Here is a 20,569-nt window from a genome sequence, read left to right on the forward strand (position 1 = left end):
CCTTCCTAACTCAGGAAATCGATGGTGAGCTTGTTGAATTCGTCGAACTTCTCGACCTGTGCCCAGTGCCCGCACTGCCCGAAGACGTGCAGCTGCACCCGCGGGATCTGCTTGACCGCGACCAATGCGCCGTCGAGCGGGTTGACCCGGTCCTCGCGCCCCCAGATCAGCAGCACCGGCTGGCGCAGCTTGTAGACCTCGCGCCACATCATGCCGAGCTCGAAATCCGGGCCCGCGAACGACTTTCCCATCGCACGGGTGGCGGCCAGCGATTCCGGGGTGCTGGCGATCTTGAAGCGTTCCTCGACCAGTTCCGGGGTGACGAGCTTCTGATCGAACACCATGATCCGGATGAAGGCCTCGAGGTTCTCGCGGGTCGGCTCGAAGTTGAACTTCGCCAGCGCCTTCACACCCTCGGTCGGGTCGGGGGCGAACAGGTTGACCGACAGCCCGCCGGGTCCCATCAGGATGAGCTTGCCCGCCCGGTCCGGATAGTCCAGGGCGAACCGCACCGCGGTGCCGCCGCCGAGCGAATTGCCAAGCAGCGGAACGCGTCCGGTGATCTCCAGCTTGTCGAGCAGACCGAGCACCGCCTTGGCGCTGTAGCGGTTGTACTGCTCGTGCTCGGTGTGCTTGTCCGATAGGCCATAGCCGGGCTGGTCGATGGCCAGCACGTGGTAGCGCTGCGCCAGCACGGCGATGTTGCGACCGAAGTTCGACCAGCTCGACGCGCCCGGACCACCGCCGTGCAGCAGCACGATGGTCTGCGATGTCGGGTCGCCGGCCTCGTGGTAGTGCAACCGCATGGCCAGCTCCCCGGCCTGCACGTCGGCGTAGCGGGAGGTGGACTCGAATGTCACTTCCGAAACGGCAGTCATCAGACCATCGTGTCCGCGGGCGGCAGACCGAACTCGTTGTTGCCGAAGATCAGGTAGGCACGCTCGGGCTCGTTGGCGGCGTGCACCCGGCCGGCGTGGGCATCACGCCAGAACCGTTGCAGCGGAGCGGTGCTGACCAGCGCCGTGGCACCCGCCGACTCGAACAGCAGGTCGATCGAGGCGATGGCGCGAGCGGTGGCGCGCACCTGATCGCGGCGGGCCCGCGCGCGCAGCTCGAACGGAATCTCCTTGCCGGCCTGCAGGAGTGCGTACTCCTCGCCCACGTTGCCGATCAGCTGACGCCAGGCGGCGTCGATATCGCTGGCGGCCTCGGCGATGCGCACCTTGGCGAACGGGTCGTCCTTGGACTTCTCACCGGCGAAGGCGGCGCGGACGCGCTTGCCCTGATGTTCGACGTGCGCGGCGTACGCGCCGTAGGCCATCCCGACGATCGGCGCCGAGATGGTGGTGGGATGCATGGTGCCCCACGGCATCTTGTAGACGGCGGCGGTGTTGTTCTCGTAGCCGCCGGCGGTGCCGTCGTTCATCGCCTTATAGGACAGGAAACGGTGCGAGGGCACGAAGACGTCCTTGACGACGACGGTGTTGCTGCCGGTGCCCTTGAGCCCGACCACATGCCAGACATCGTCGATCTTGTACTCACTGCGCGGGATCAGGAAGCTGCCGAAGTCGACGGGGCGGCCGTCCTTGATGACCGGGCCGCCGAGGAACGCCCAGGTGGCGTGCTCGCTGCCGGAGGACCACTGCCAGGCACCGCTGACCAGATAGCCGCCGTCGACGACGGTTCCGGCGCCCATCGGGGCGTAGGAGGACGACACCCGAACGGTCGGATCGTCACCCCACACCTCGTCCTGGGCGCGCTGGTCGAACAGCGCCAGATGCCAGTTGTGCACGCCGATGATCGAGCTGATCCAGCCGGTCGAACCACAGGCGCTGGCGAGCCGGCGGACGGCCTCGTAGAAGACCGTCGGGTCGGCCTGCAGACCGCCCCACTGTTCGGGCTGGAGCAGCTTGAAGAAGCCGACCTCGTCGAGTTCGTTGATGGTCTCGTAGGGAACCTGACGCTGGTCCTCGGCGGTCTGCGCGCGTTCCCGCAGGTTCGGCAACAGATCGTCGATACCGGCGAGAACCGCCTGCACGTCACGCTGTTCAATGGACGTCACTGAAATGCCTCCTGGATCGAGATCCGCCACTAGCCAAAGATTAGAACACGTTACGATTTGTGTCGAGTAGCGCGTGGAATCAACGGCTGGACCTGCACAAGTTCAGTTTTGTAACATGTTCTAGTTATGAGGGAAGTGAGGGGTCCGGGGTGACGGATGAGCCGCTCGGCAGCCACGTGCTGGAACTGCAGGTGACCGAAGTCGTCGAGGAGACCGCCGACGCGCGGTCGCTCGTCTTCGGGATTCCGGAAGGAAGCGAGATCCCCGCGGAGAAATTGCGCTACTCCCCCGGCCAGTTCCTGACCCTGCGCGTGCCCAGCGACCGCACCGGATCGGTGGCACGCTGCTACTCGCTGTCCAGCTCCCCGGCTCGCGACGAGCAGCTGACGGTGACCGTCAAGCGCACCGCCGACGGATACGCGTCGAACTGGCTGTGCGACAACGCCCATGCGGGCATGCGGATGCACGTGCTGGCGCCGTCGGGCAATTTCGTGCCCAAGACGCTGGACACCGACTTCCTGCTGCTGGCTGCCGGCAGCGGGATCACCCCGATGATGGCGATCTGCAAATCCGCACTCGCGCAGGGCAGCGGCAAGATCGTGCTGGTCTATGCCAACCGCGACGAGCGCTCCGTCATCTTCGCCGCCGCCCTGCGCGAGCTGGCCGCCGCGCACCCGGACCGGCTGACGGTGATCCACTGGCTGGAGTCGGTGCAGGGGCTGCCCGACACCGACGCGTTGGCCACCCTGCTGCGCCCGTTCGCCGCATACGAGGCCTTCATCTGCGGGCCCGGCCCGTTCATGGCCGCCGCCGAGGCGGCACTCAAGACCGTCGATGCCAAACACATCCACATCGAGGTCTTCAAGTCGCTTGACTCCGACCCGTTCGCCCAAGTCGTCATCGACGTAGAAAGCACAGACGCGGACGATGACCGCGGACCGGCACAGGCGATCGTCGAACTCGACGGCACCACCCACGAGGTCGACTGGCCGCGCAGGGCCAAGCTGCTCGACGTGCTGCTCAACAAGGGCCTGGACGCGCCGTTCTCCTGCCGCGAAGGTCACTGCGGCGCATGCGCGGTGTTGATGCGCAAGGGTGATGTCGAGATGGAGATCAACGATGTGCTCGAACCGTCGGATCTGGAGGAGGGACTGATCCTGGCCTGCCAGGCGCTGCCCACATCGGATTCGGTGGAAGTCACCTACGACGAATAGTGCGCGGGCTAAGTTGACGTCGACCGGAGGGATGAAGCCGTGAAGAGGATCTTGGGTTTGCTGGGGGCTTCGGTCGCCGCGGCCGCACTCAGCAGCCCGGTGGCATCGGCGGCGGTGAACACCGGGACGTCGTCGATACCGACACCGCATGGCATCGTCGAGATGAAGGTGACCGCCGACTGCCCGGGCACCGGCGGCAAGTGCTTCTTCCGCACCCAGGCCAGTCTGTTGACCCCGGCCGGACCCGTCGGCCTGCCCCAGGACACCTGGGCGCGTCAGACCATCACCATTCGCAGCACCGACCGCGATGTCTGGCAGGAGGCCTGGTACAGCGCCCCGGCGGGGATGCCGCGCGAACTCAAGGGCGCCAACCACAACAACGTGCTGTCCAAGGCGTACAAGTCGATCAGCGACTACACGGTGTCGGTCACATATTTCGGCGGCGGCCCGCTGGAACGCTTTGCCACCGACGGTGATTCGGTGCAGACCGACTGGAGCACCGGCCGGCCCGCGACCGGCGCCGGCTTCATCGTGTGCTCGGACATCCAGACCGTGTTCGGCGGCGTGAACGTCACGACACCGAAGGCCTGCGCCCAGACCACCTTCGGCTAACGCGGCAGTCCGAGCAGGCGCTCGCCGGCGAGGGTGAGCAGGATCTGCTCGGTGCCGCCGGCGATGCTCAGGCAGCGGGTGTTCAGGAAGTAGCGCACATCCGGTGAGTCGACGATGCCGGCGCCGTCGAGGAAGTCCATCACGGCCTCGGCCAGTCCCTGCCGGTAGCGCACCCCGATCAGCTTGCGCACGCTCGACGGGGCGCCCGGATCATGCCCGCCGACGGCCAGCCGGGCGATCAGCTGATCGAGCAGCGAACCGACCTGTGCCAGCGTGATGAGACGGCCGACGTGGTCTTCCTGGGCACCGTCGAGTTCGCGGTCACCGATCACGTCGAGCAGGTGCTCCATGCCCTTGTCCAGTGCGCCGCCGGTGGCGATCGCGACGCGCTCGTTGGCCAGCGTCGTGCGCGCCAGCGGCCAGCCGCCGTCGACCTCGCCCACCACGCAGTCATCCGGCACGAACAGGTCGTCGAAGAAGACCTCGTTGAACAAGGCCTCACCGGTGATCTCGCGCAGCGGGCGGATATCGATACCGGGCGAGCTCATCTCGACCAGGAAGTAGGTGATGCCCTTGTGCTTCGGGGCGTCCGGATTGGTCCGGGCCAGGCAGATCCCCCAGTTGGCCCGGTGTGCGTTGGAGGTCCACACCTTCTGCCCGGTGAGCTTCCAACCCCCTTCCACCCGAACGGCCTTCGTGCGCAATGCCGCCAGATCCGACCCGGCGCCGGGCTCGGAGAACAGCTGGCACCAGTAGATGTCGCCGGTCAGGGTGCCGGGGATGAACTTCTCGATCTGTTCGGCGGTGCCAGCGGACAGAATGGTCGGCGCGGCCCACCAGCCGATCGAGATATCGGGCCGGGCCACGGCCGCGGCGGTCAGTTCCTCGTCGATCACCAACTGCTCGGCCGGGGTGGCGTCGCGACCGTAGGGCTTGGGCCAGTGCGGGGCCAGCAGGCCCGATTCGGCCAGCGCGCGCTGTCGCCCGTCTTCGGGCAGCGCCGCGATCTGCGCTGCGGCAGCGGCGATCTCGGCGCGGATGGCGTCACCTTCGGCGGTATCGACGTGCAGTTCACGGCGCACGCCGGTCCGGGTCAGCGCCACGGTGCGGCGCAGCCAGCGGGACTGCCCGCCCAGGAACTGGCCCACCGCGTAGGCGCGCCGCATGTACAGGTGCGCGTCGTGTTCCCAGGTGATGCCGATGCCGCCGAGCACCTGGATGCAGTCGCGGGCGTTCTCCCTGGCGGCCTCGATACCGACGGCCGCAGCGACGGCCGCGGCGATGGACAGCTGGTCGCCATCCGCGCCGGCGGCCGCCGAGATCGCGTCGGCCGCGGCGACGGTGGCCTGTTGGCTGCGCAGCAGCATCTCGGCGCACATGTGCTTGACGGCCTGGAAGCTGCCGATCGGCTTGCCGAACTGCTCGCGCACCTTGGCGTACTCGGTGGCCGTGTTCAGCAACCAGCGCGCCAGCCCGGCCGCCTCGGCGGCCAGCACGGTGGCGGCCAGATCGGTCACCCGCTGCGCCGAGGCCGAAATCGGGCGTACCGGCGCGGAGGTCAGGGTCACCCGGGCCAGCGGGCGGGAGAAGTCGGTGGCGCCCAGCGCCTCGACGTCCACGCCGTCGGCCTTCGCCTCGACCAGGATCCACTGTTCGCCGGCGGGCAGGATCAGCACGCCGTCGCCGTCGGCGCCGAGGACATGGGCCGCGGTGCCGGTGGCGGTGTCACCGGTGAGGCTGATATCGGAGGTCAGTGCCAGCCCGGCGCTGAGCCCACCGCCGGCCAGCGCCTCCAGCACCGCCGGATCGTCGATCACCAGCGTGGCCAGCGCGGTGGTGGCCACCGGGCCGGGAATCAACGCGGCGGCGGCCTCGTCGATCATCGCGAGCAGATCGGTGACCGTGCTGCCCGCACCACCGAACTCCTCGGGCACCGCGACGCCGAATACCCCTAGTTCGGCGAACCCGGCATACGGTGCGCGCCAGGCCTGCGGATCACCGAGTTCGACATTGCGCACCGCGGTGATCGAATCGGAGCTCGCGGCCCAGTCTCTGACCAGCTCACGGGCCGCGGCCTCATCGGATGTGTCGGTCGGAACGGACAGCACAGACACCGGCTACTCCTCGCATAGGGTGAGAAGGCCGCGCTTCCCACTAGAACGTGTTCTAATAGTGCCAGCGTCTCAGCGTCAAGTCGACTGCCGTCGCGGCAGGACACGACGTTGTGATCTGCGTCGAGGAGGTGGTCGATCCGCAGTTCGCTTGCGTATCGTTTTCCCGCACACGCATCACGAAGGAGCCCGGCAGATGTCATCGCCAGCACAACCCGGATCGGGTTCTGACTCACCCCGTCAGGTGATGGCCGTGGCCGTGCTGTCGGAATCCGAGCTCGGCTCCGAGGCGCAGCGCGAACGACGCAAGCGGATTCTGGACGCCACCCTGGCCATCGCCTCCAAGGGCGGTTACGAGGCCGTCCAGATGCGTGCCGTCGCCGAACGTGCCGATGTCGCCGTCGGCACGCTCTACCGGTACTTCCCGTCCAAGGTGCACCTGCTGGTGTCGGCGCTGGGCCGCGAGTTCGAGCGCATCGACGCCAAGACCGATCGGGCCTCGCTCACCGGCAACACCCCCTACGAGCGGTTGAACGTCATGGTGGGCCGGCTCAACCGGTCGATGCAGCGCAACCCACTGCTGACCGAGGCCATGACCCGGGCGTTCGTGTTCGCCGACGCCTCCGCCGCGGGTGAGGTCGACCATGTCGGCAAGCTGATGGACTCGATGTTCGCCCGCGCCATGAGCGAGGGCGAACCCACCGAGGACCAGTACCACATCGCCCGCGTCATCTCCGATGTGTGGCTGTCGAATCTGCTGGCCTGGCTGACCCGGCGGGCCTCGGCGACCGATGTCGCCAAGCGACTCGATCTCGCGGTGCGACTGCTGATCGGCGACGGGGAACAGCCTAAGGTGTGAGGCGTGCTTGACGCCGGTCTGCAGCGCGCGCTCACCGCGGCTGCGGCGACTCCCCGACTTCTGGTCGCCTGCGATTTCGACGGCACCCTGGCGCCGATCGTGAACAATCCCGCCGATGCCCGGCCGCTGCCGGAGGCGGCCGCCGCGTTGGAGGCGCTGGCCGCGCTGCCGGACACCACCGCCGCACTGATCTCCGGGCGGGCACTGGCGGTGTTGCGCGAACTTTCCGGCGCATCGACGGCCGTCGCTGCGGTCGGCAGCCACGGCGCCGAATTCGACACCGGATTCGGCCATGACATCGACACCGAGTTGTTGGCCGAGATCGTCGCGACGTTGGAGTCGATCGCGGCCGGCCGCCCCGGCGTGGCCGTGGAGACCAAACCGGCCAGCGTCGCGCTGCATGTGCGCAACGCCTCGGCCGCCGACGGCGAGGCCGCCCTGGCGCTGGCCCGCGCCGCCGCCGAGTCCTGGGACGCGCAGCTGACAACGGGTAAGGCGGTGCTGGAGTTCGCGGTGATCGTCACCGACAAGGGTGAGGCCGTCGACGTACTGCGAAACCGTTGTGACGCAACGACTGTGGTGTTTCTCGGCGATGATGTCACCGATGAGAAGGCGTTCCGGCGGATGCGCGAGGGCGATATCGGGGTGAAGGTCGGCCCGGGTGACACGCTGGCCGGGTTCCGGGTGCCGTCGCCCGCTGATGTCGCCGCGATTCTGCAGCACCTGGCCGACGCCCGTCGGATTGCCTGATCGGCAACTTCGTTTGCGGGTACGCCTCGGTATCAGCACCCTGATGTCATGACCGAAACACCGCAGGCAGCCGCACTTTTCGTCGAATGGGATGAGCGCTACACCGCGATCATGGACCGCCTGCCGGGCTATCGCCCGAACAACACGGTGGTCTCCGAGATCGGCGGTCGGTCGACCGGTCGGGCCCTGGACATCGGGTGCGGCACCGGTGCCGACGCGGTGTGGCTGGCCGGCCAAGGCTGGGAGGTGACGGCCATCGACGTCTCCCAGGTCGCACTGGACCGCGCCGCCGCAGCCGCCGACGAGGCCGGCGTCCGGGTGCGCTGGGTCCGCTCCCGGCTGGAAGACCTGCCGCTGCCCGACGGCGGATTCGACCTGGTCACCGCGCACTATCCGGCGCTGCTGCACTCCCCGGGCCGCGATGCCGAACGCGCGCTGACCGCGGCGGTGGCACCGGGCGGACTGCTGCTGGTGGTGCACCACGCCGATATCGACGTCGAGGTGGCGAAGTCCCACGGTTTCGACCCGGCGGTCTATCTGCTGCACGACGACGTGCTGGCACTGCTGGGCGAGGATTGGGAGGTCACCGTCGAGCGCGGCAGGCTGCGTGACGTTCCCGCCGGCCTGGACGGTCAGCACACCCACGACGACATCATCCTGGCCACCCGGTTGCGTTAGGCGGGTGGACCCGAGGTCCGTCCGCGGATGACCTCGGTGTCGAGCACCTCGACGACCGGCAACCCGGTGCGTGGCGGGTGGTGCAGCAACTCGCCGGCGCGGCGGCCCTTCTCCATCCCGGGCTGGGCCACCGTCGTCAATCCGCGCGCCAGCGCCTCGGGCACTCCGTCGAATCCAGTGACCGTCAACTGACCCGGCACGAAGATGCCGTGCGCGCGCAGGTAATCCATGGCCGACAGCGCCAACACGTCGGCGGTGCACATCAACGCCGTGATGCGGGGATTGGCCGCCAGGGCCACCTCGGCCGCGGCGCCGCCGGAACCGGGTAGATGTTCATAGCTCTCCACCACGGTGACGGCGGCGGGGTCCAGCCCCGCCGCGGTCAGCGCGTCGTAGACGCCGTGCACCCGCTCACGCTGGACGTGGAAATGCGGCGAGGTGAGCCGTTCCGGGTCGGCGACCATCGGCCGGGTGCTCTCCAACGGCCATTCCCGGCCCAACCGCATTGTCAGCAGCCCGATTTCACGGTGACCGAGACCGATGACATGTTCGGCGAGCCGGCGCATCGCGGCCCGGTCGTCGATGCAGACGCGGGAGGCACCCGGCACATCCATCGGCTGGTCGACCACGACGATCGGCAGTTGCCGCTGCAGCAGCACCGGCAGATACGGATCGTCGTCGGAGGCCGAGTACACCACGAATCCGTCGACCCCGGCGGACAGCACGGCGGCCTCGCCGTCCTCGACGCTGCGATTGGGTCCCACGGCCACCAGCAGTAGCCCCTGACCGGCCACTTCGCATGATTCGGCAAGTCCGGCAACGAAATCCAGGGCGGCCGGATCACTGAACGAATAGTTCAACGGCTCGGTGATCATCAGCCCGACGGCGCCGGCGCGGCGGGTACGCAACGACCGAGCCACCGGATCCGGGCCGGGGTAACCGAGTTCCTTGGCCGCGGCGAGCACGCGCTCACGTAACTCGGCCGACAGCTGGTCGGGACGGTTGTAGGCGTTCGAGATGGTGGTGCGTGAGACGTTGAGTTCGGCGGCCAACGAGGCCAGCGTCGCCCGCCGACGCGGCGCCGGACTTCGGGACATGCCTTATGACGTTAGCGGACCGCGCCCCTGATCCGGCTACCCGACCACACCACCAGCCAGATGACGCATGCGATCGTGACGATCACGAAACTCGGCGGCATGTTGAACACCGCCGACACGGCCAGTCCCGCCCAGACCGACACCAGACTGATCACGGTGGAGATCGCCATCGCCGCGGGCGGCTTGGCCGTCAGCATGATGGCGGTGGCGGCCGGGGTGACGACGAGGGCGAACAGCAGCAGGGTGCCCACGGCCTGGACCGCCATGGTGATCGACAGGCCGAGCAGTGCCATGAAGATGATCGACAGCGCTCGCACCGGCACGCCCTTGGCCTCGGCGACCTGCGCGTTGACCGAGGCGAACAACAGTGGGCGGTAGACGATTCCGATGGCCGCGGCGATCACGCACAACAGCACGGCGAAGATGAGCAGTTGCTGATGGGTGATGGCCAACAGGTTGCCGAACAACACATTGGTCAGCGTGGAGGAGTTCTTGGTGGCGAGCGAGTTGAAGAACAGCCCGAAGCCGGTCGCCAGGGCCAGCACCGTACCGGTGGTCACCTCACGGTCCCCGGCGCGTTTACCCATCGCGCCGATCACCAGCGCACCACCGATACAGAACACCCCGAGGCCCAGCACCACCGGAAGACCCAGCAGCGCAGCGCCCGTGGCACCGGGCAGTCCGATATGGGCCAACGCGTGTGCCGCGAACGCCGTGTTGCGCACGATGATGAAGTAGCCGATCAGACCCGCGGCCAGCGCGACCAGCGTGCCGCCGATCAGGGCATTGCGCATGAACGCCGAGGACAGTATCTGCCACCAGTTCTCCTGGTAACCCAGCGCCACGACGGTCGTCGTCACTGCCCGCTCCTCATGTACAGCTGCCCCTGCAACGTGTTGGCCACCTGGACCTTGGTGCCGTACAGGTGCGTCAGCAGGTCGGCGTCGACGACCTGATCGATGGCCGCGTGATGGGCGTGCCCGTCGAGCAGATAGATCGCGCTGTCCAGCACCGACAGCAGCGGGTTGAGGTCATGGGCGACAACCAGAATGGTCACGTCGTATTCGGCGTTGAGCCGGGCCAACAGCGAGACGATCTCATGCTGGTTGCGCAGATCGAGTGCGGCCAGCGGTTCGTCCAGCACCAACAGCCGCGGCCGGGACACCAGCGCGTTGGCCAGGGCGATGCGTTGACGCTGGCCGCCGGAGAGCTCGGAGACCCGCCGATCGGCGAACCCCTGAGCCTCCACGGCCTGCAGTGCCTCGTCGACTCGGGCCTTGTCGGCCCGGGTGTTCGGGCGCAGACCCCAGCGGCGCCCGGTGAGGCCCAGCATCACCGCATCGCGTGCGCGGATCGCCTCGCCGGCGCCGGCGACATAGTCCTGCGGGACGTAACCGATCACCTCGTTGTTGGCTCCCGGCCGTTGGCCGAGCACCTGCACCGATCCGGACGCCACCGGCAGCAGACCGAGAACGACCTGCAGCAAGGTCGATTTGCCCGAGCCGTTGGAGCCGATCACGGCGATGATGCCACCGGCCGCGATGGTGAAGGTGCCCTCCGACCAGATCAGGCGTCCGCCGCGGACGACGCTGACGTCGTCGAAGACCAGCGCCGGTTCGGGGCCCACTAGGGTTCGATGCCGAGTGCCTCGGCCAGGGCGGTGAGTTGGTCCACCTGCCAAGCCTCGAACGTCGCGGCGCCGGGCGCAGGCGTTTCGGTGACATCGACGACCGGGACGCCGGCCTGCTCTGCAGCGGCACGCAATTGTTGCGGGACCGAGCCCTCGGTCTGGGTGTTGTAGATCAGCACGTCGACACCACGATCGGACAGCAGCCGCAGGAAGGCATCGAGATCGGCCGGGGAGGGGTCGGTCTCGTTCGACGACGCCACCTGATAGCCCTGCGGGGTGCGGTTGACCAGGCCGAGCGCGGCCGCCATATCGTCGAACAGGCTCTCGGTGGCCGCATAGCTCCTGCCTGCGGAGCCGGCCTTGATCTTGTCGATGAGCGCGTCGTAGGGCTGTAGCGCCGCGGTGAACTCGGTGTGCCGGGTGTCGAAGTATTCGCCTGCGGCCGGGGCCAATTCGGTGAGTTTCGCGGTGACGGCATCGGCAACGTCGGTCACCGCGACCGGGCTGTACCAGGCGTGCGGGTTCGGTCCGCCGTGATCGTGGCCTTCGTGGCCCTCCTCGGTATGGCCCTCGTGCTCATGGCCCTCATGCTCATGGCTGCCGTGGTCGTGGCCGTCATGGTCACCATCGAGCAGCTCCATGGCGTCGATGACGACGGCGTCCGGCGCGGTGCTCTGCGCGAGCTGAGCGGCCCATTCGTCGTAGTGACCGCCGTTGATGACCACCAGCTGCGCACCGTCGAAGGCCGCGGCGTCCGACGGGGACGGTTCGAAGTCGTGCGGATCCACCGACGTCCCCGCCAGCACGGTCGTCAGGTTCACGCAATCACCACCGAGCGAGGACACGATCTGGCCCCACTGTTCCACGCTGGCGACCACGTCCACCGGCGTCGTCGGGCACGCCCCGCCCGCGGCCGTCGCTGCGGAGGACGGCGCCGACTCGGTGTCCGAGCCACACGACGTCAGTGCAAAGGGGGCCGCCAACAGCGCGGCACCGGCCAACGCACGCACGGACACGGAGGTGATCACGCCGACAACGATAACCGTTTGCAATACCTGCCGCCGCATCGCATGATGGCTTATCGATAATCATTTTCAATAAGGAGCGTCATGGCAGCCCCCTTGCCCGTCACCGTCCTGTCCGGCTTCCTCGGCGCGGGCAAGACCACCCTGCTCAACCACATCCTCGCCAACCGGGAGGGCCGCAAGGTGGCGGTGATCGTCAACGACATGAGCGAGGTCAACATCGACGCCGCGCTCATCGCCGGGCAGGGGCAACTCGACCGCACCCAGGAGAAGCTGGTCGAACTCACCAACGGCTGCATCTGCTGCACCCTGCGCGAGGACCTCGTCGAGGCCGTCGGTGCGCTGGCCAGGCAGAACAGGTTCGATCAGCTCGTCATCGAGTCCACCGGCATCTCGGAGCCGATGCCGGTGGCGGCGACCTTCGAGTGGGAGTTCGAGGACGGTTTCCAGCTCGGGCAGCTGGCCAAGCTCGACACGCTGGTGACGGTGGTCGACGCGTCGACGTTCCTGTCCGAGATCACCCGCGGCGAGACCCTGGCCGACCGCGATCTGGCCGCCGCCGAGGGTGACGCGCGCGGCATCGCCGACCTGCTCACCGACCAGGTCGAGTTCGCCGATGTCATCCTGCTCAACAAAACCGATCTGGTGAGCCCGTCCACCCTGGGCACCGTCCAGACCCTGCTGCGCAGGCTCAATCCGACCGCCGAGCTGATCCACACCCAGCACGGCGTCGTCGAGATCGATCAGGTGCTGGGCACCGGTCTCTACGACCCGGCTGCCGCCGCCGAGACGCCGGGCTGGGACGAGGAGATCGCCGAGGGCCACACGCCCGAGACCGAGGAGTACGGGATCAGTTCGATGACGTTCCGCTCGGATCGCCCGTTCCACCCGCAGCGGCTGTCCGACGGTCTGGCCCAGATGACGCGGATCCTGCGCAGCAAGGGCTTCTGCTGGGTCGCCAGCCGGCCCGCGATCGCCGCCTTCTGGTCCCAGGCCGGTCCCAATCTCGTGATCGAACCGGCGCAGTACTGGTCGACGACCGAGATCGCACCCGGCCAGGAAATCGTCTTCATCGGGGTGGAACTCGACCGCGACAAGGTGCACCGGCTGCTGTCCGAGGCCGTGCTGACCGATGCGGAGATGGCCGACGGAGAGCAGGCCTGGCTGGACTATCCCGACCCGCTGCCCGCCTGGGGCGTGACGCAGCAGCACACGCACTGACAGCGGGCGGCGGATCAGCCCCCGACGCGATGCTCGGCGACGGTACCGTCCGCCCACGCCGCGACCATCCGATCGGCCGCCGTCCAGCAGACCGCCGAGGCCGGCGCCGCACGGTCGAGGCGGTCGCAGGGACTCAGCGCCCGTCCCGGCGTAACGGCGCGCGGCTCCCACACCGCCACGCAACCGTCGGCGGCCACGGCGGCGAGCAGCTTGCCCGCCGGCGCCCAGGCCAGCGCGGTGACGGCCTCGGTGTGCGCCGCCAGGATCCGCGGCGTGCTGCCGCGCGGACCCTGCCCGCCGAAATCCCACACCGTGACATCCGGTCCCCCACCGGATGCCAACAACAACGAATCGGGTGAGAACGCCAGCGCGGTGATCTTGGTGGGGTAACCCGACATGGACAGTTCCTCGCCGACCTTGCCGACCCGCCACACGTGCAGGGTGGCGTCCTGATTGCCGCTGGCGGCCCACCGCCGGTCCGGGCTGATCGACATCGCCAGCAGTGACCCGGTGAACGGCAGCACGTCGGGCCCCGCCCCCGCGGAGACGTGGCACACGTGCACGCCCCCGTAGGCCGCCGATGCCACTCGGCTCTTGATCCAGTCGACGGCGGTCACGGTGCTGTCGCGGTCCTCGCGGAACAGCTCGGCACCGTCGGCGCGGTAGACGATCGTCGACTTGCCCACCCCGGCCGCCAGCCGGGCACCGTCGAAACTCCATGCCACCGAGGCGCACCAGCCCGCACGGTGCCGGGCGATCAACTGCCCGGCCGGGTCCACGATGACGACGCCGTCCATGCAGCCCACCGCGATCCGGTCACCGGCCGGCGACCATGCCACCGCCAGAGCGCCCATCGACAGCGTCTGCACGCTGTGCACCTCACCGGCCGGGGACAGCAGCGTCAACGAGCCTTCCGAACCGGCGACGGCGATGGCACCGGCGGGCCCGGGCGAGAGCGCGGTCACCGCATCGTCGACGGCGGCCGTCCAGCCGTTGGCCGCGAACACGGCGGTGGTCATGCGTCCACCAGACAGGCCCGGAACGCCGCCTCCAACCCCGCACGATCGAGGTTGCGCCCGATGAACACCAGCCGGTTGGAACGCGACTCCTGCGCACCCCACTGGCGGCCCTCGGTCCCGTCGAACAACATGTGCACGCCCTGGAACACGTACTGCCGGTGCTGCCCGGCCAGAGCGAGAATCCCCTTGCTGCGGAAGATGTCGACGCCCTTGGCGGCCAGCAGCTCCCCGAGCCAGGAGTTCAGCTTCTCGACGTCGACGTCACCGTCGATCTGGAAACCCACCGAGCTCACGGTCTGATCGTGCTGGTGATCATCGGATTCCAGGAACGCGGGATCATCGGTGAGCACCCGCTGCAGATCGAACGCGCCGATGTCGAGCACCTGTGCGAGGTCGACCTTGGCGTTCTGGGTCCGCACGATGCCGGCACCGCTGTTGATGCTGCGCAACCTGTCCTCGACCGCGGCGAGTCGCTCCTCGGTGACCAGATCGGTCTTGTTCAACAGCACCCGGTCGGCGAAGGCGACCTGCTCGACGGCCTCGTTCTCGACCCCCTCGGGTTTGACCTCGTCCAGGTGATCGAGCACATGGGCGGCGTCCACGACGGTGACGATGGCATCAAGACGCAACCGGTCCCGGATCTCGTCGTCGACGAAGAAGGTCTGCGCCACCGGTGCTGGATCGGCCAAACCCGTTGTCTCGATCAGGATCTGGTCGAATTTGTCACGCCGGCGCATCAGTGCGCCGAGGATGCGGATGAGATCACCCCGCACGGTGCAGCAGATGCAGCCGTTGTTCATCTCGAAGATCTCTTCCTCGGCGTCGAGCACCAGCGCGTCGTCGATACCGACCTCACCGAACTCGTTCTCGATCACCGCGATCCGGCGGCCGTGATTCTCGGTGAGGATCCGGTTGACCAGCGTGGTCTTTCCGGATCCGAGGAATCCGGTGATCACCGTGACCGGAACCCGATCATCAGTCGTCGTGGTCATGAACACGTCATTCCGGGTACGTCGCGATCATGTCGCGCAGCGCGTGCGGGGTGAGATCGGTTGTCGCAACGGTGAATTTCCAGCTGCGCCGCGGTGTCCCCAGGACCGCGACGACGGTTTCCACGGGTGGGCATCCCGGCTCGGTGCAGGCCAGTTGCTGAATCAGCACGGTGGCCTCGGCGTACAGGTCCAGTTCGGTACGCACCACCTGCTTCAGCTCCGCCAGCTGTTGTGCCGACGCCTTGGGCAGCGCCGGCGTGTTGTTGCCCGGGTTGACCAGACTCATCGGGCCTCAGATGCCGAGCTTGAGGGAGGCGCCGGCGTCGACGAACAGCTGCTGACCGGTGACATAACGGGATTCGTCGGAGGCCAGGTAGACCACCGCGTGCGAGATGTCGGAGGCCTCGATATACGGGACGGGCATGGCCTGCATGAACGGGAAGGTCAGTTCGGCATCCGCGCGGGTCGGCTCGGCCAGATCGGGACGGAACGTCCGGTACATCGACGGGTTGTGCAGCATGTCGGTGTTCACGTTCGTGGGATGGACGGCGTTGATCCGGATGCTGGACGGCCCCAGCGTCAACGCCAGGGTGCGGGTGTACTCACGGATCATCTTCTTGGCCAACCCGTAGCCGTCACCGCCGGGGCCCTGCAGGCCGCCCTGTCCGGCGATACCGGTCTGCGGAACGAGCCCGGCGACCGATCCGGTGACGATGATCGATGCTCCGGCCGACAGATGCGGCATCGCCACGTGCACGCTGTTGACCACGCCGATGAAGTCGACATCGAAGGCGTCGACGAAACCCTGCACGGGAATATCGTTGCCCAACGGGCAGATTCCCGCATTGGCCACCACGACGTGCAGGCCACCGAGTTCGGCGACAGCACCGGCCAATGTCTCTTGCAGTGCCGCCCGGTCACGGACGTCGACCTGTGCCGCGACGGCTCGCCGTCCGGACTTCTCGACCAGGCGGACCGTCTCGTCCAGATCGGCCGCCGATGCCAGCGGGTACTCATTCGTGGCGATATCGGCGCCGATGTCGACGAGGATCAGATCGGCTCCCTCGTCGGCCAACTGCACCGCATGACTACGCCCCTGACCTCGGGCTGCGCCGGTCACGAAGGCGACCTTGCCCGCAAGTCGACCCATCGCATGCTCCTCACCGTTAATTGAAAATGATTTTCAATAACTGTAGCGTGAAGCGGGACAACAGGAAACCACTGCCCTCCCCTCCAGGAGTCCGACCATGCCGGCCGACAGACGTTTCACCACAAGACCGTTCACCGTCGCCGTATGCGCGCCGTGTGCCGGCGATGTCGACGCTGCGCTGCTGTCACACCTGCGCGATGTCATCGCCGGGTGCCCGCACGGCGTGCTGGTGCAGAGCCGGTGCCTGCTGGGTGGATTCACCTGTTCCACGGCGGGCGCAGCACGTGGCCACGTCCTGCTGCTGCAACCGTGCAATACCCAGCGCGTACCCACCGCAGCGGTCCGATGGATCGGCCCGGTGCGCACCGAAGCCGATATCGCGACCGCCTGCGCATGGATCGGCAACGGCAGATGGGATCGCCGGCTGTTGGCGACCCACCTGCAGATGGACCTGAACATGGCGGCCATCGCGCGCAGCAACTGAAAGGTCAGTGGGCGGGCAGATAGCGCACCACCGGGCGACCGTGTCGGACCGGATCAGCCTCGACCACCGCGTCGACACCGTAGACCTCACCGATGAGCGCCGATGTGAGCACCTGAGCCGGTGTTCCGCACGCCGCGACCCGCCCGCCGTGCAGGATGACCAGCCGATCGCAGTATGTCGCGGCCAGCGAAAGATCGTGCAGCGAAACGACGGTCGTCACGTGCAGGCGCCGGATCAACGCCAGCAGCTCGAACTGATGCCTGATGTCGAGATGATTGGTGGGCTCGTCGAGCAGCAGTTCGTGCGGCTCCTGCGCCAGCGCCCGGGCGATCTGAACCCGCTGACGCTCACCGCCGGAGAGGGTGTGCCATCGCCGGGAGCGCAGACCCCGGGTGTCGGTGCGATCCATGGCGCGTTCGACCGCCCGGTCCACGGTGTCGGCGACCGGCCATCGCGGGTTGTGGGGAATCCGGCCCAGTCGTACCACCTGTTCGACGGTCAGATCGAGTTCGGTGTCGCAGTTCTGCTCGATCACCGCCAGGCGGCAGGCGATGGCCCGTCTGCGGTAGCTTGCCAACGGACGCCCGTCGAGCAGAATCCGGCCCGTGTCACAACGTTGCAGGCCCGCCAGCAGACGCAGCACCGACGACTTGCCGGATCCATTGGGACCCAACAATCCCAGGACCTCACCGCGTCGTACGGTGAACGAGACATCGGAGATCACCGGTCTCCGGTTCGGGGACCAGCCCACCGCCTCGACGTCGAAGACCACCGCGCCGCTCACCGGTTGCGCCAGCGCCGCAGCAGGATTAGCACGAACACCGGCACACCGATCAACGCCGTCAGCACACCGATCGGTAACTCCTGCGGTGCGAAGATCGTGCGTGCGGCGGCATCGACCCAAACCATGAACACCGCTCCGGCCACCGCGACCACGGGAATCAGGCGGGCATGGGACGCGCCCACCAGCAATCGCGCCGCATGCGGCAGCACCAGGCCGACGAAGCCGATGGCACCGGCGACGCTGACCAGCACGGCCGTCAGCAGCGCGGTGCAACCCAACAGCACGACCCGCACGCGTCCGACCGCGACACCCAGTGCCGCCGCTGCGTGCTCACCGAAGGCGAATGCGTCCAGCGCATTCGACTGCGACAGGCACACGACCGAGGTGAGCCCGCAGACCACCGCACAGCAGATGACGTCGTACCAGTCGACGCCGCCGAAGGATCCCAGCAACCAGAACAGCACGCCCCGGGTCTGTTGCGCATCGGCCGACGAGAAGACGATGAACGATGTCAATGCCGCGAACAGCTGGGTACCGGCCACGCCGGCGAGCATGATGCGATCCGCCCCGCCGCCGGTGAGGCCTGCCAGCACCACCACCAGGGCGAACGCCGCCAAGGCTCCCAGGAACGCGCCGCCCGAAAGCGTCAGCATGCCACCGAATCCCAGCACCGCGACCAACACCGCACCGGTCGAGGCACCCGAGGCGATACCGAGTACGAACGGATCGGCCAGCGGGTTGCGCATCAGCGACTGCAGGATCACCCCGCAGATACCCAAGCCGGCACCGCACAGCGCGGCGACCAGCACGCGTGGCAGCCGCAGTTCCCACACGATGGCATCCGCGGTCACGCCGACACCACCATCCCGATGGCCCAGCCGGGCGATGATCACCCGCACCACGTCGGCCACCGAGATGTCCGCCGGGCCGATGGTCACGGCCACGGCGGCCGACACGACCACCGCGACCATCCCTGCGGCGGCGATCATGATGACGCTGCGCGTCTGCGCCGCAACCGGTTCCGGTGCGGTCGGTGCTGCGACGCGCGCCGCGACGCTCATTTGCCGCCGAACACGACGTAGTCGTCGAAAAGCTGATAGACCGCCGAGACCTCACCGAATCCGGCCAGGGTCAGCGCGGCGAGGTGAAAGTCGATCGCCGGGTCCGGAGTGGACGGGCGGGTGGCGAATCGGTTGTCCCGCTCGACGGCGAGATCGGCGGCCCAAGGTTGTGACCGCAGCCGATCCCACCACTGCGCCCAGTCGAACGCTCCGGCCGACAATGCGGCCTGCGAAACCGATTCCTCATGTGCGGCCGCGATCCGCCGCAGGGCGGGCATGCGCGGCCCGAAGCGGAAATGGTCGCCGTTGAGCAGGATTCCACCGTCGTCGAGCAGCGCGGCGGCCTCGGCATAGACCTTGGTCAGCGTGCCCGGATGCAACCAGTGCAGGGCGGTGGTCGAGACAAAGGCGGCCGGGGTGCACCCACGCAGTGCCGCGCGCACATCGGCCGGCCAGGACGGTCCTTCCAGATCGGTGTCCAGCAGGGTGATCCGACCCGGGTGCGCCGGTTTCACTGTGCGGGCGGCCAGTTCGAGCAGCAGCGGATCGAAGTCGACGGCGAGGACCCGCGCATCGGGTAGGGCGTCGAGGATCCGGCCGCTGAGTGAGCCCGGACCGCATCCCAGATCCACCACCAGTGGTGCCGTCGGACATGCGAGCGTCAACACCTCGATCATGACCGCGAATCTGCGCTCCCGGTCGGCGATGTAGACCTCCTGCTGGCCGTCCCATTCCCGCACCAGCGTGGCGGCCTCGGAATCGGTACATCCACTCAGATAGTTCGTGGCGACTGTCATGTCATCCCCAGTTTCCGGAGCCCGTCGGCGACGGCCTCCACGGCATCGATATTGCGTAGCGACGGATCCATCGCGGTTCCCGGAAGCACGATCCACCGCTTCTCACGGACCGCACGCAGTTTCTGCGCGACCGGATCAGTCTGCAGGAATTCGATCTTGGCCTGCGCACTGTCGCCGTCGTCACCGCGGGTGAGGTCGGCCAGGATCAGCACATCGGGATCGCGGTCCAGGATGGCCTCCCAGGAGATCTCGGGCCACAGCCGGGAGCTGTCGCCGAAGGCGTTGCGGGCGCCCACCGTCTCGGTGATGAGTCCGGGCGCACCGCAACACCCGGCGATGTAGGGGGCACGGGTGGCGGCATACCACCACATCATCGAGACGCCGTCGGCCTCGAGGCCGGCGGCGGCACCGGCCATCCGGCCCTGCAGTGAGTCGATCAGCTGCTCGCCACGATCGGCGATACCGAAGATCGCCGAGATGTCGCGGATCTCGGCGTAGAGATCGGCGATGCCCCAGGCTCGCTGTTGTTCGGCGTCCTGGCCTCCGCACTCCGCCGAGGACTGATACGTCGGAATGCCCAACCTCGCGAATTCATCTCGTGGTGCCACGCCCTCATGGGTGAACGCGTAGTCGAACGCCGAGTACACGAAATCGGGATCATCGGCGATCACCCGCTCGAACGATGGAAAATCCTTGCTCAGCAACGGAACCGTCGCATTCGCATCGGCCAGGCTCGGCAGTACCGGATCGCTCCAGGACGCCGTGCCGATCATCCGGTCGGCGAGTCCGAGCGTCAGCATGAGCTCGGTGGCGGGCTGGTTGATCGATACGGCCCGCCGTGGTGGTGCAGCGATGTCGACGGAACGCCCACAGTTCTGTAGGTGCACCGGGAAGCCTGCCGGGACGTCGGCGGGATCAGCCGCTCGGACATCGTCGACGGCACCGCAGCCGGTCAGCACCGCCGCCGCGGCGATGACGAACAGACTGCGGATCGGACCGGAACTCACGGGCATGGCTTAATGA

General features: G+C 67.7%; 22 protein-coding genes. 7 read left to right on the forward strand and 15 right to left on the reverse strand.

The window, feature by feature from the left end:
* Nucleotides 1–5 precede the first annotated feature (5 nt).
* Both hsaD and hsaA read right to left on the reverse strand, forming a co-directional pair.
* Nucleotides 6–878 (reverse strand): 4,5:9,10-diseco-3-hydroxy-5,9,17-trioxoandrosta-1(10),2-diene-4-oate hydrolase, encoded by an 873-nt coding sequence (hsaD, locus tag ACWDUN_RS10700; RefSeq protein ID WP_449928250.1) that lies wholly within the window; start codon nt 876–878, stop codon nt 6–8.
* Nucleotides 878–2,062: a 3-hydroxy-9,10-secoandrosta-1,3,5(10)-triene-9,17-dione monooxygenase oxygenase subunit gene (gene hsaA, locus ACWDUN_RS10705; protein WP_449928252.1), complete on the reverse strand. Its 1,185-nt coding sequence runs from the start codon at nt 2,060–2,062 to the stop codon at nt 878–880. The genes hsaD and hsaA overlap by 1 nt, the downstream gene beginning before the upstream one ends.
* 149 nt (nt 2,063–2,211) lie before the next feature.
* Here hsaA and ACWDUN_RS10710 point away from each other — a divergent pair, with 149 nt between their 5' ends.
* Nucleotides 2,212–3,276, forward strand: a complete 1,065-nt coding sequence (locus ACWDUN_RS10710) for a 2Fe-2S iron-sulfur cluster-binding protein (RefSeq protein ID WP_449928254.1) — start codon at nt 2,212–2,214, stop codon at nt 3,274–3,276.
* Between the two features lie 39 nt (nt 3,277–3,315).
* Nucleotides 3,316–3,888: a hypothetical protein gene (locus ACWDUN_RS10715; protein WP_449928256.1), complete on the forward strand. Its 573-nt coding sequence runs from the start codon at nt 3,316–3,318 to the stop codon at nt 3,886–3,888.
* On the opposite strand, the gene ACWDUN_RS10720 is transcribed toward ACWDUN_RS10715, so the two are convergent.
* Nucleotides 3,885–6,002 carry an acyl-CoA dehydrogenase family protein gene (locus ACWDUN_RS10720; protein WP_449928258.1) on the reverse strand — a complete coding sequence of 706 codons (2,118 nt, stop codon included), beginning with the start codon at nt 6,000–6,002 and terminating at the stop codon, nt 3,885–3,887. The two genes, ACWDUN_RS10715 and ACWDUN_RS10720, sit on opposite strands and share 4 nt — an antisense overlap.
* Nucleotides 6,003–6,252: 250 nt before the next feature.
* On the opposite strand from ACWDUN_RS10720, the gene kstR reads away from it, so the two are divergent.
* Genes kstR through ACWDUN_RS10735 form a run of 3 tightly spaced genes read left to right on the forward strand, consistent with a single transcriptional unit; the run spans nt 6,253 to nt 8,286 of the window.
* Nucleotides 6,253–6,858, forward strand: a complete 606-nt coding sequence (gene kstR / locus ACWDUN_RS10725; protein ID WP_449928810.1) for a cholesterol catabolism transcriptional regulator KstR — start codon at nt 6,253–6,255, stop codon at nt 6,856–6,858.
* Between the two features lie 3 nt (nt 6,859–6,861).
* Entirely contained in the window at nt 6,862–7,608 is a 747-nt protein-coding gene (otsB, locus tag ACWDUN_RS10730) for a trehalose-phosphatase (RefSeq protein WP_449928260.1), read from the forward strand.
* 48 nt (nt 7,609–7,656) lie between these two features.
* Nucleotides 7,657–8,286 carry a class I SAM-dependent methyltransferase gene (locus tag ACWDUN_RS10735; RefSeq protein ID WP_449928262.1) on the forward strand — a complete coding sequence of 210 codons (630 nt, stop codon included), beginning with the start codon at nt 7,657–7,659 and terminating at the stop codon, nt 8,284–8,286.
* On the opposite strand, the gene ACWDUN_RS10740 is transcribed toward ACWDUN_RS10735, so the two are convergent.
* From ACWDUN_RS10740 to ACWDUN_RS10755, 4 genes are read right to left on the reverse strand one after another with little or no spacing between them, the layout of a single operon-like run.
* Nucleotides 8,283–9,383, reverse strand: a complete 1,101-nt coding sequence (locus tag ACWDUN_RS10740; protein ID WP_449928264.1) for a LacI family DNA-binding transcriptional regulator — start codon at nt 9,381–9,383, stop codon at nt 8,283–8,285. The genes ACWDUN_RS10735 and ACWDUN_RS10740 overlap by 4 nt on opposite strands.
* Before the next feature lie 11 nt (nt 9,384–9,394).
* Nucleotides 9,395–10,243 (reverse strand): metal ABC transporter permease, encoded by an 849-nt coding sequence (locus ACWDUN_RS10745; protein ID WP_449928266.1) that lies wholly within the window; start codon nt 10,241–10,243, stop codon nt 9,395–9,397.
* Entirely contained in the window at nt 10,240–11,010 is a 771-nt protein-coding gene (locus ACWDUN_RS10750; RefSeq protein ID WP_449928268.1) for a metal ABC transporter ATP-binding protein, read from the reverse strand. Before ACWDUN_RS10750 ends, ACWDUN_RS10745 begins: the two co-directional genes overlap by 4 nt.
* On the reverse strand, nt 11,010–12,080 hold the full coding sequence (locus ACWDUN_RS10755; protein ID WP_449928270.1) for a metal ABC transporter solute-binding protein, Zn/Mn family: 1,071 nt from the start codon (nt 12,078–12,080) through the stop codon (nt 11,010–11,012). The genes ACWDUN_RS10750 and ACWDUN_RS10755 overlap by 1 nt, the downstream gene beginning before the upstream one ends.
* 42 nt (nt 12,081–12,122) lie before the next feature.
* On the opposite strand from ACWDUN_RS10755, the gene ACWDUN_RS10760 reads away from it, so the two are divergent.
* Nucleotides 12,123–13,259, forward strand: a complete 1,137-nt coding sequence (locus ACWDUN_RS10760) for a GTP-binding protein (protein WP_449928272.1) — start codon at nt 12,123–12,125, stop codon at nt 13,257–13,259.
* Between the two features lie 14 nt (nt 13,260–13,273).
* Here ACWDUN_RS10760 and ACWDUN_RS10765 read toward each other — a convergent pair whose 3' ends face one another.
* Genes ACWDUN_RS10765 through ACWDUN_RS10780 form a run of 4 tightly spaced genes read right to left on the reverse strand, consistent with a single transcriptional unit; the run spans nt 13,274 to nt 16,420 of the window.
* On the reverse strand, nt 13,274–14,278 hold the full coding sequence (locus ACWDUN_RS10765; protein WP_449928274.1) for a WD40 repeat domain-containing protein: 1,005 nt from the start codon (nt 14,276–14,278) through the stop codon (nt 13,274–13,276).
* Entirely contained in the window at nt 14,275–15,270 is a 996-nt protein-coding gene (locus ACWDUN_RS10770) for a CobW family GTP-binding protein (RefSeq protein WP_449928276.1), read from the reverse strand. Before ACWDUN_RS10770 ends, ACWDUN_RS10765 begins: the two co-directional genes overlap by 4 nt.
* A 7-nt stretch (nt 15,271–15,277) precedes the next feature.
* A complete protein-coding gene (locus tag ACWDUN_RS10775; protein ID WP_449928278.1) occupies nt 15,278–15,556 on the reverse strand; it encodes a hypothetical protein in 279 nt (92 codons plus the stop codon).
* Between the two features lie 6 nt (nt 15,557–15,562).
* On the reverse strand, nt 15,563–16,420 hold the full coding sequence (locus ACWDUN_RS10780; protein WP_449928280.1) for a mycofactocin-coupled SDR family oxidoreductase: 858 nt from the start codon (nt 16,418–16,420) through the stop codon (nt 15,563–15,565).
* Nucleotides 16,421–16,517: 97 nt separating this feature from the next.
* On the opposite strand from ACWDUN_RS10780, the gene ACWDUN_RS10785 reads away from it, so the two are divergent.
* Nucleotides 16,518–16,904, forward strand: coding sequence for a hypothetical protein (locus tag ACWDUN_RS10785; protein ID WP_449928282.1), 387 nt, complete (start codon nt 16,518–16,520; stop codon nt 16,902–16,904).
* A 4-nt stretch (nt 16,905–16,908) separates the two neighbouring features.
* Here the strand turns inward: ACWDUN_RS10785 and ACWDUN_RS10790 are convergent, their stop codons facing one another.
* The 4 genes from ACWDUN_RS10790 to ACWDUN_RS10805 are packed head-to-tail and all read right to left on the reverse strand — an operon-like array spanning nt 16,909 to nt 20,559.
* Nucleotides 16,909–17,688: an ABC transporter ATP-binding protein gene (locus ACWDUN_RS10790; RefSeq protein WP_449928284.1), complete on the reverse strand. Its 780-nt coding sequence runs from the start codon at nt 17,686–17,688 to the stop codon at nt 16,909–16,911.
* Nucleotides 17,685–18,749, reverse strand: coding sequence for a FecCD family ABC transporter permease (locus tag ACWDUN_RS10795; protein ID WP_449928286.1), 1,065 nt, complete (start codon nt 18,747–18,749; stop codon nt 17,685–17,687). Before ACWDUN_RS10795 ends, ACWDUN_RS10790 begins: the two co-directional genes overlap by 4 nt.
* A complete protein-coding gene (locus tag ACWDUN_RS10800; RefSeq protein WP_449928288.1) occupies nt 18,746–19,546 on the reverse strand; it encodes a class I SAM-dependent methyltransferase in 801 nt (266 codons plus the stop codon). Before ACWDUN_RS10800 ends, ACWDUN_RS10795 begins: the two co-directional genes overlap by 4 nt.
* Complete coding sequence (locus ACWDUN_RS10805; RefSeq protein ID WP_449928291.1) at nt 19,543–20,559, reverse strand: ABC transporter substrate-binding protein; 1,017 nt, start codon at nt 20,557–20,559, stop codon at nt 19,543–19,545. Before ACWDUN_RS10805 ends, ACWDUN_RS10800 begins: the two co-directional genes overlap by 4 nt.
* Between the last annotated feature and the right edge of the window lie 10 nt (nt 20,560–20,569).

Source organism: Mycobacterium sp. NPDC003323 (assembly GCF_053589535.1).

Coding starts and splice junctions, on each gene's coding strand:
- ACWDUN_RS10755 (WP_449928270.1), bottom strand. CDS start 12,080: ATGCGGCGGCAGGTATTGCAAACGGTTATCGTTGTCGGCGTGATCACC.
- ACWDUN_RS10760 (WP_449928272.1), top strand. CDS start 12,123: ATGGCAGCCCCCTTGCCCGTCACCGTCCTGTCCGGCTTCCTCGGCGCG.
- ACWDUN_RS10805 (WP_449928291.1), bottom strand. CDS start 20,559: ATGCCCGTGAGTTCCGGTCCGATCCGCAGTCTGTTCGTCATCGCCGCG.
- ACWDUN_RS10740 (WP_449928264.1), bottom strand. CDS start 9,383: ATGTCCCGAAGTCCGGCGCCGCGTCGGCGGGCGACGCTGGCCTCGTTG.
- hsaD (WP_449928250.1), bottom strand. CDS start 878: ATGACTGCCGTTTCGGAAGTGACATTCGAGTCCACCTCCCGCTACGCC.
- ACWDUN_RS10785 (WP_449928282.1), top strand. CDS start 16,518: ATGCCGGCCGACAGACGTTTCACCACAAGACCGTTCACCGTCGCCGTA.
- ACWDUN_RS10775 (WP_449928278.1), bottom strand. CDS start 15,556: ATGAGTCTGGTCAACCCGGGCAACAACACGCCGGCGCTGCCCAAGGCG.
- ACWDUN_RS10735 (WP_449928262.1), top strand. CDS start 7,657: ATGACCGAAACACCGCAGGCAGCCGCACTTTTCGTCGAATGGGATGAG.
- ACWDUN_RS10770 (WP_449928276.1), bottom strand. CDS start 15,270: ATGACCACGACGACTGATGATCGGGTTCCGGTCACGGTGATCACCGGA.
- ACWDUN_RS10795 (WP_449928286.1), bottom strand. CDS start 18,749: ATGAGCGTCGCGGCGCGCGTCGCAGCACCGACCGCACCGGAACCGGTT.
- ACWDUN_RS10800 (WP_449928288.1), bottom strand. CDS start 19,546: ATGACAGTCGCCACGAACTATCTGAGTGGATGTACCGATTCCGAGGCC.
- ACWDUN_RS10765 (WP_449928274.1), bottom strand. CDS start 14,278: ATGACCACCGCCGTGTTCGCGGCCAACGGCTGGACGGCCGCCGTCGAC.
- ACWDUN_RS10780 (WP_449928280.1), bottom strand. CDS start 16,420: ATGGGTCGACTTGCGGGCAAGGTCGCCTTCGTGACCGGCGCAGCCCGA.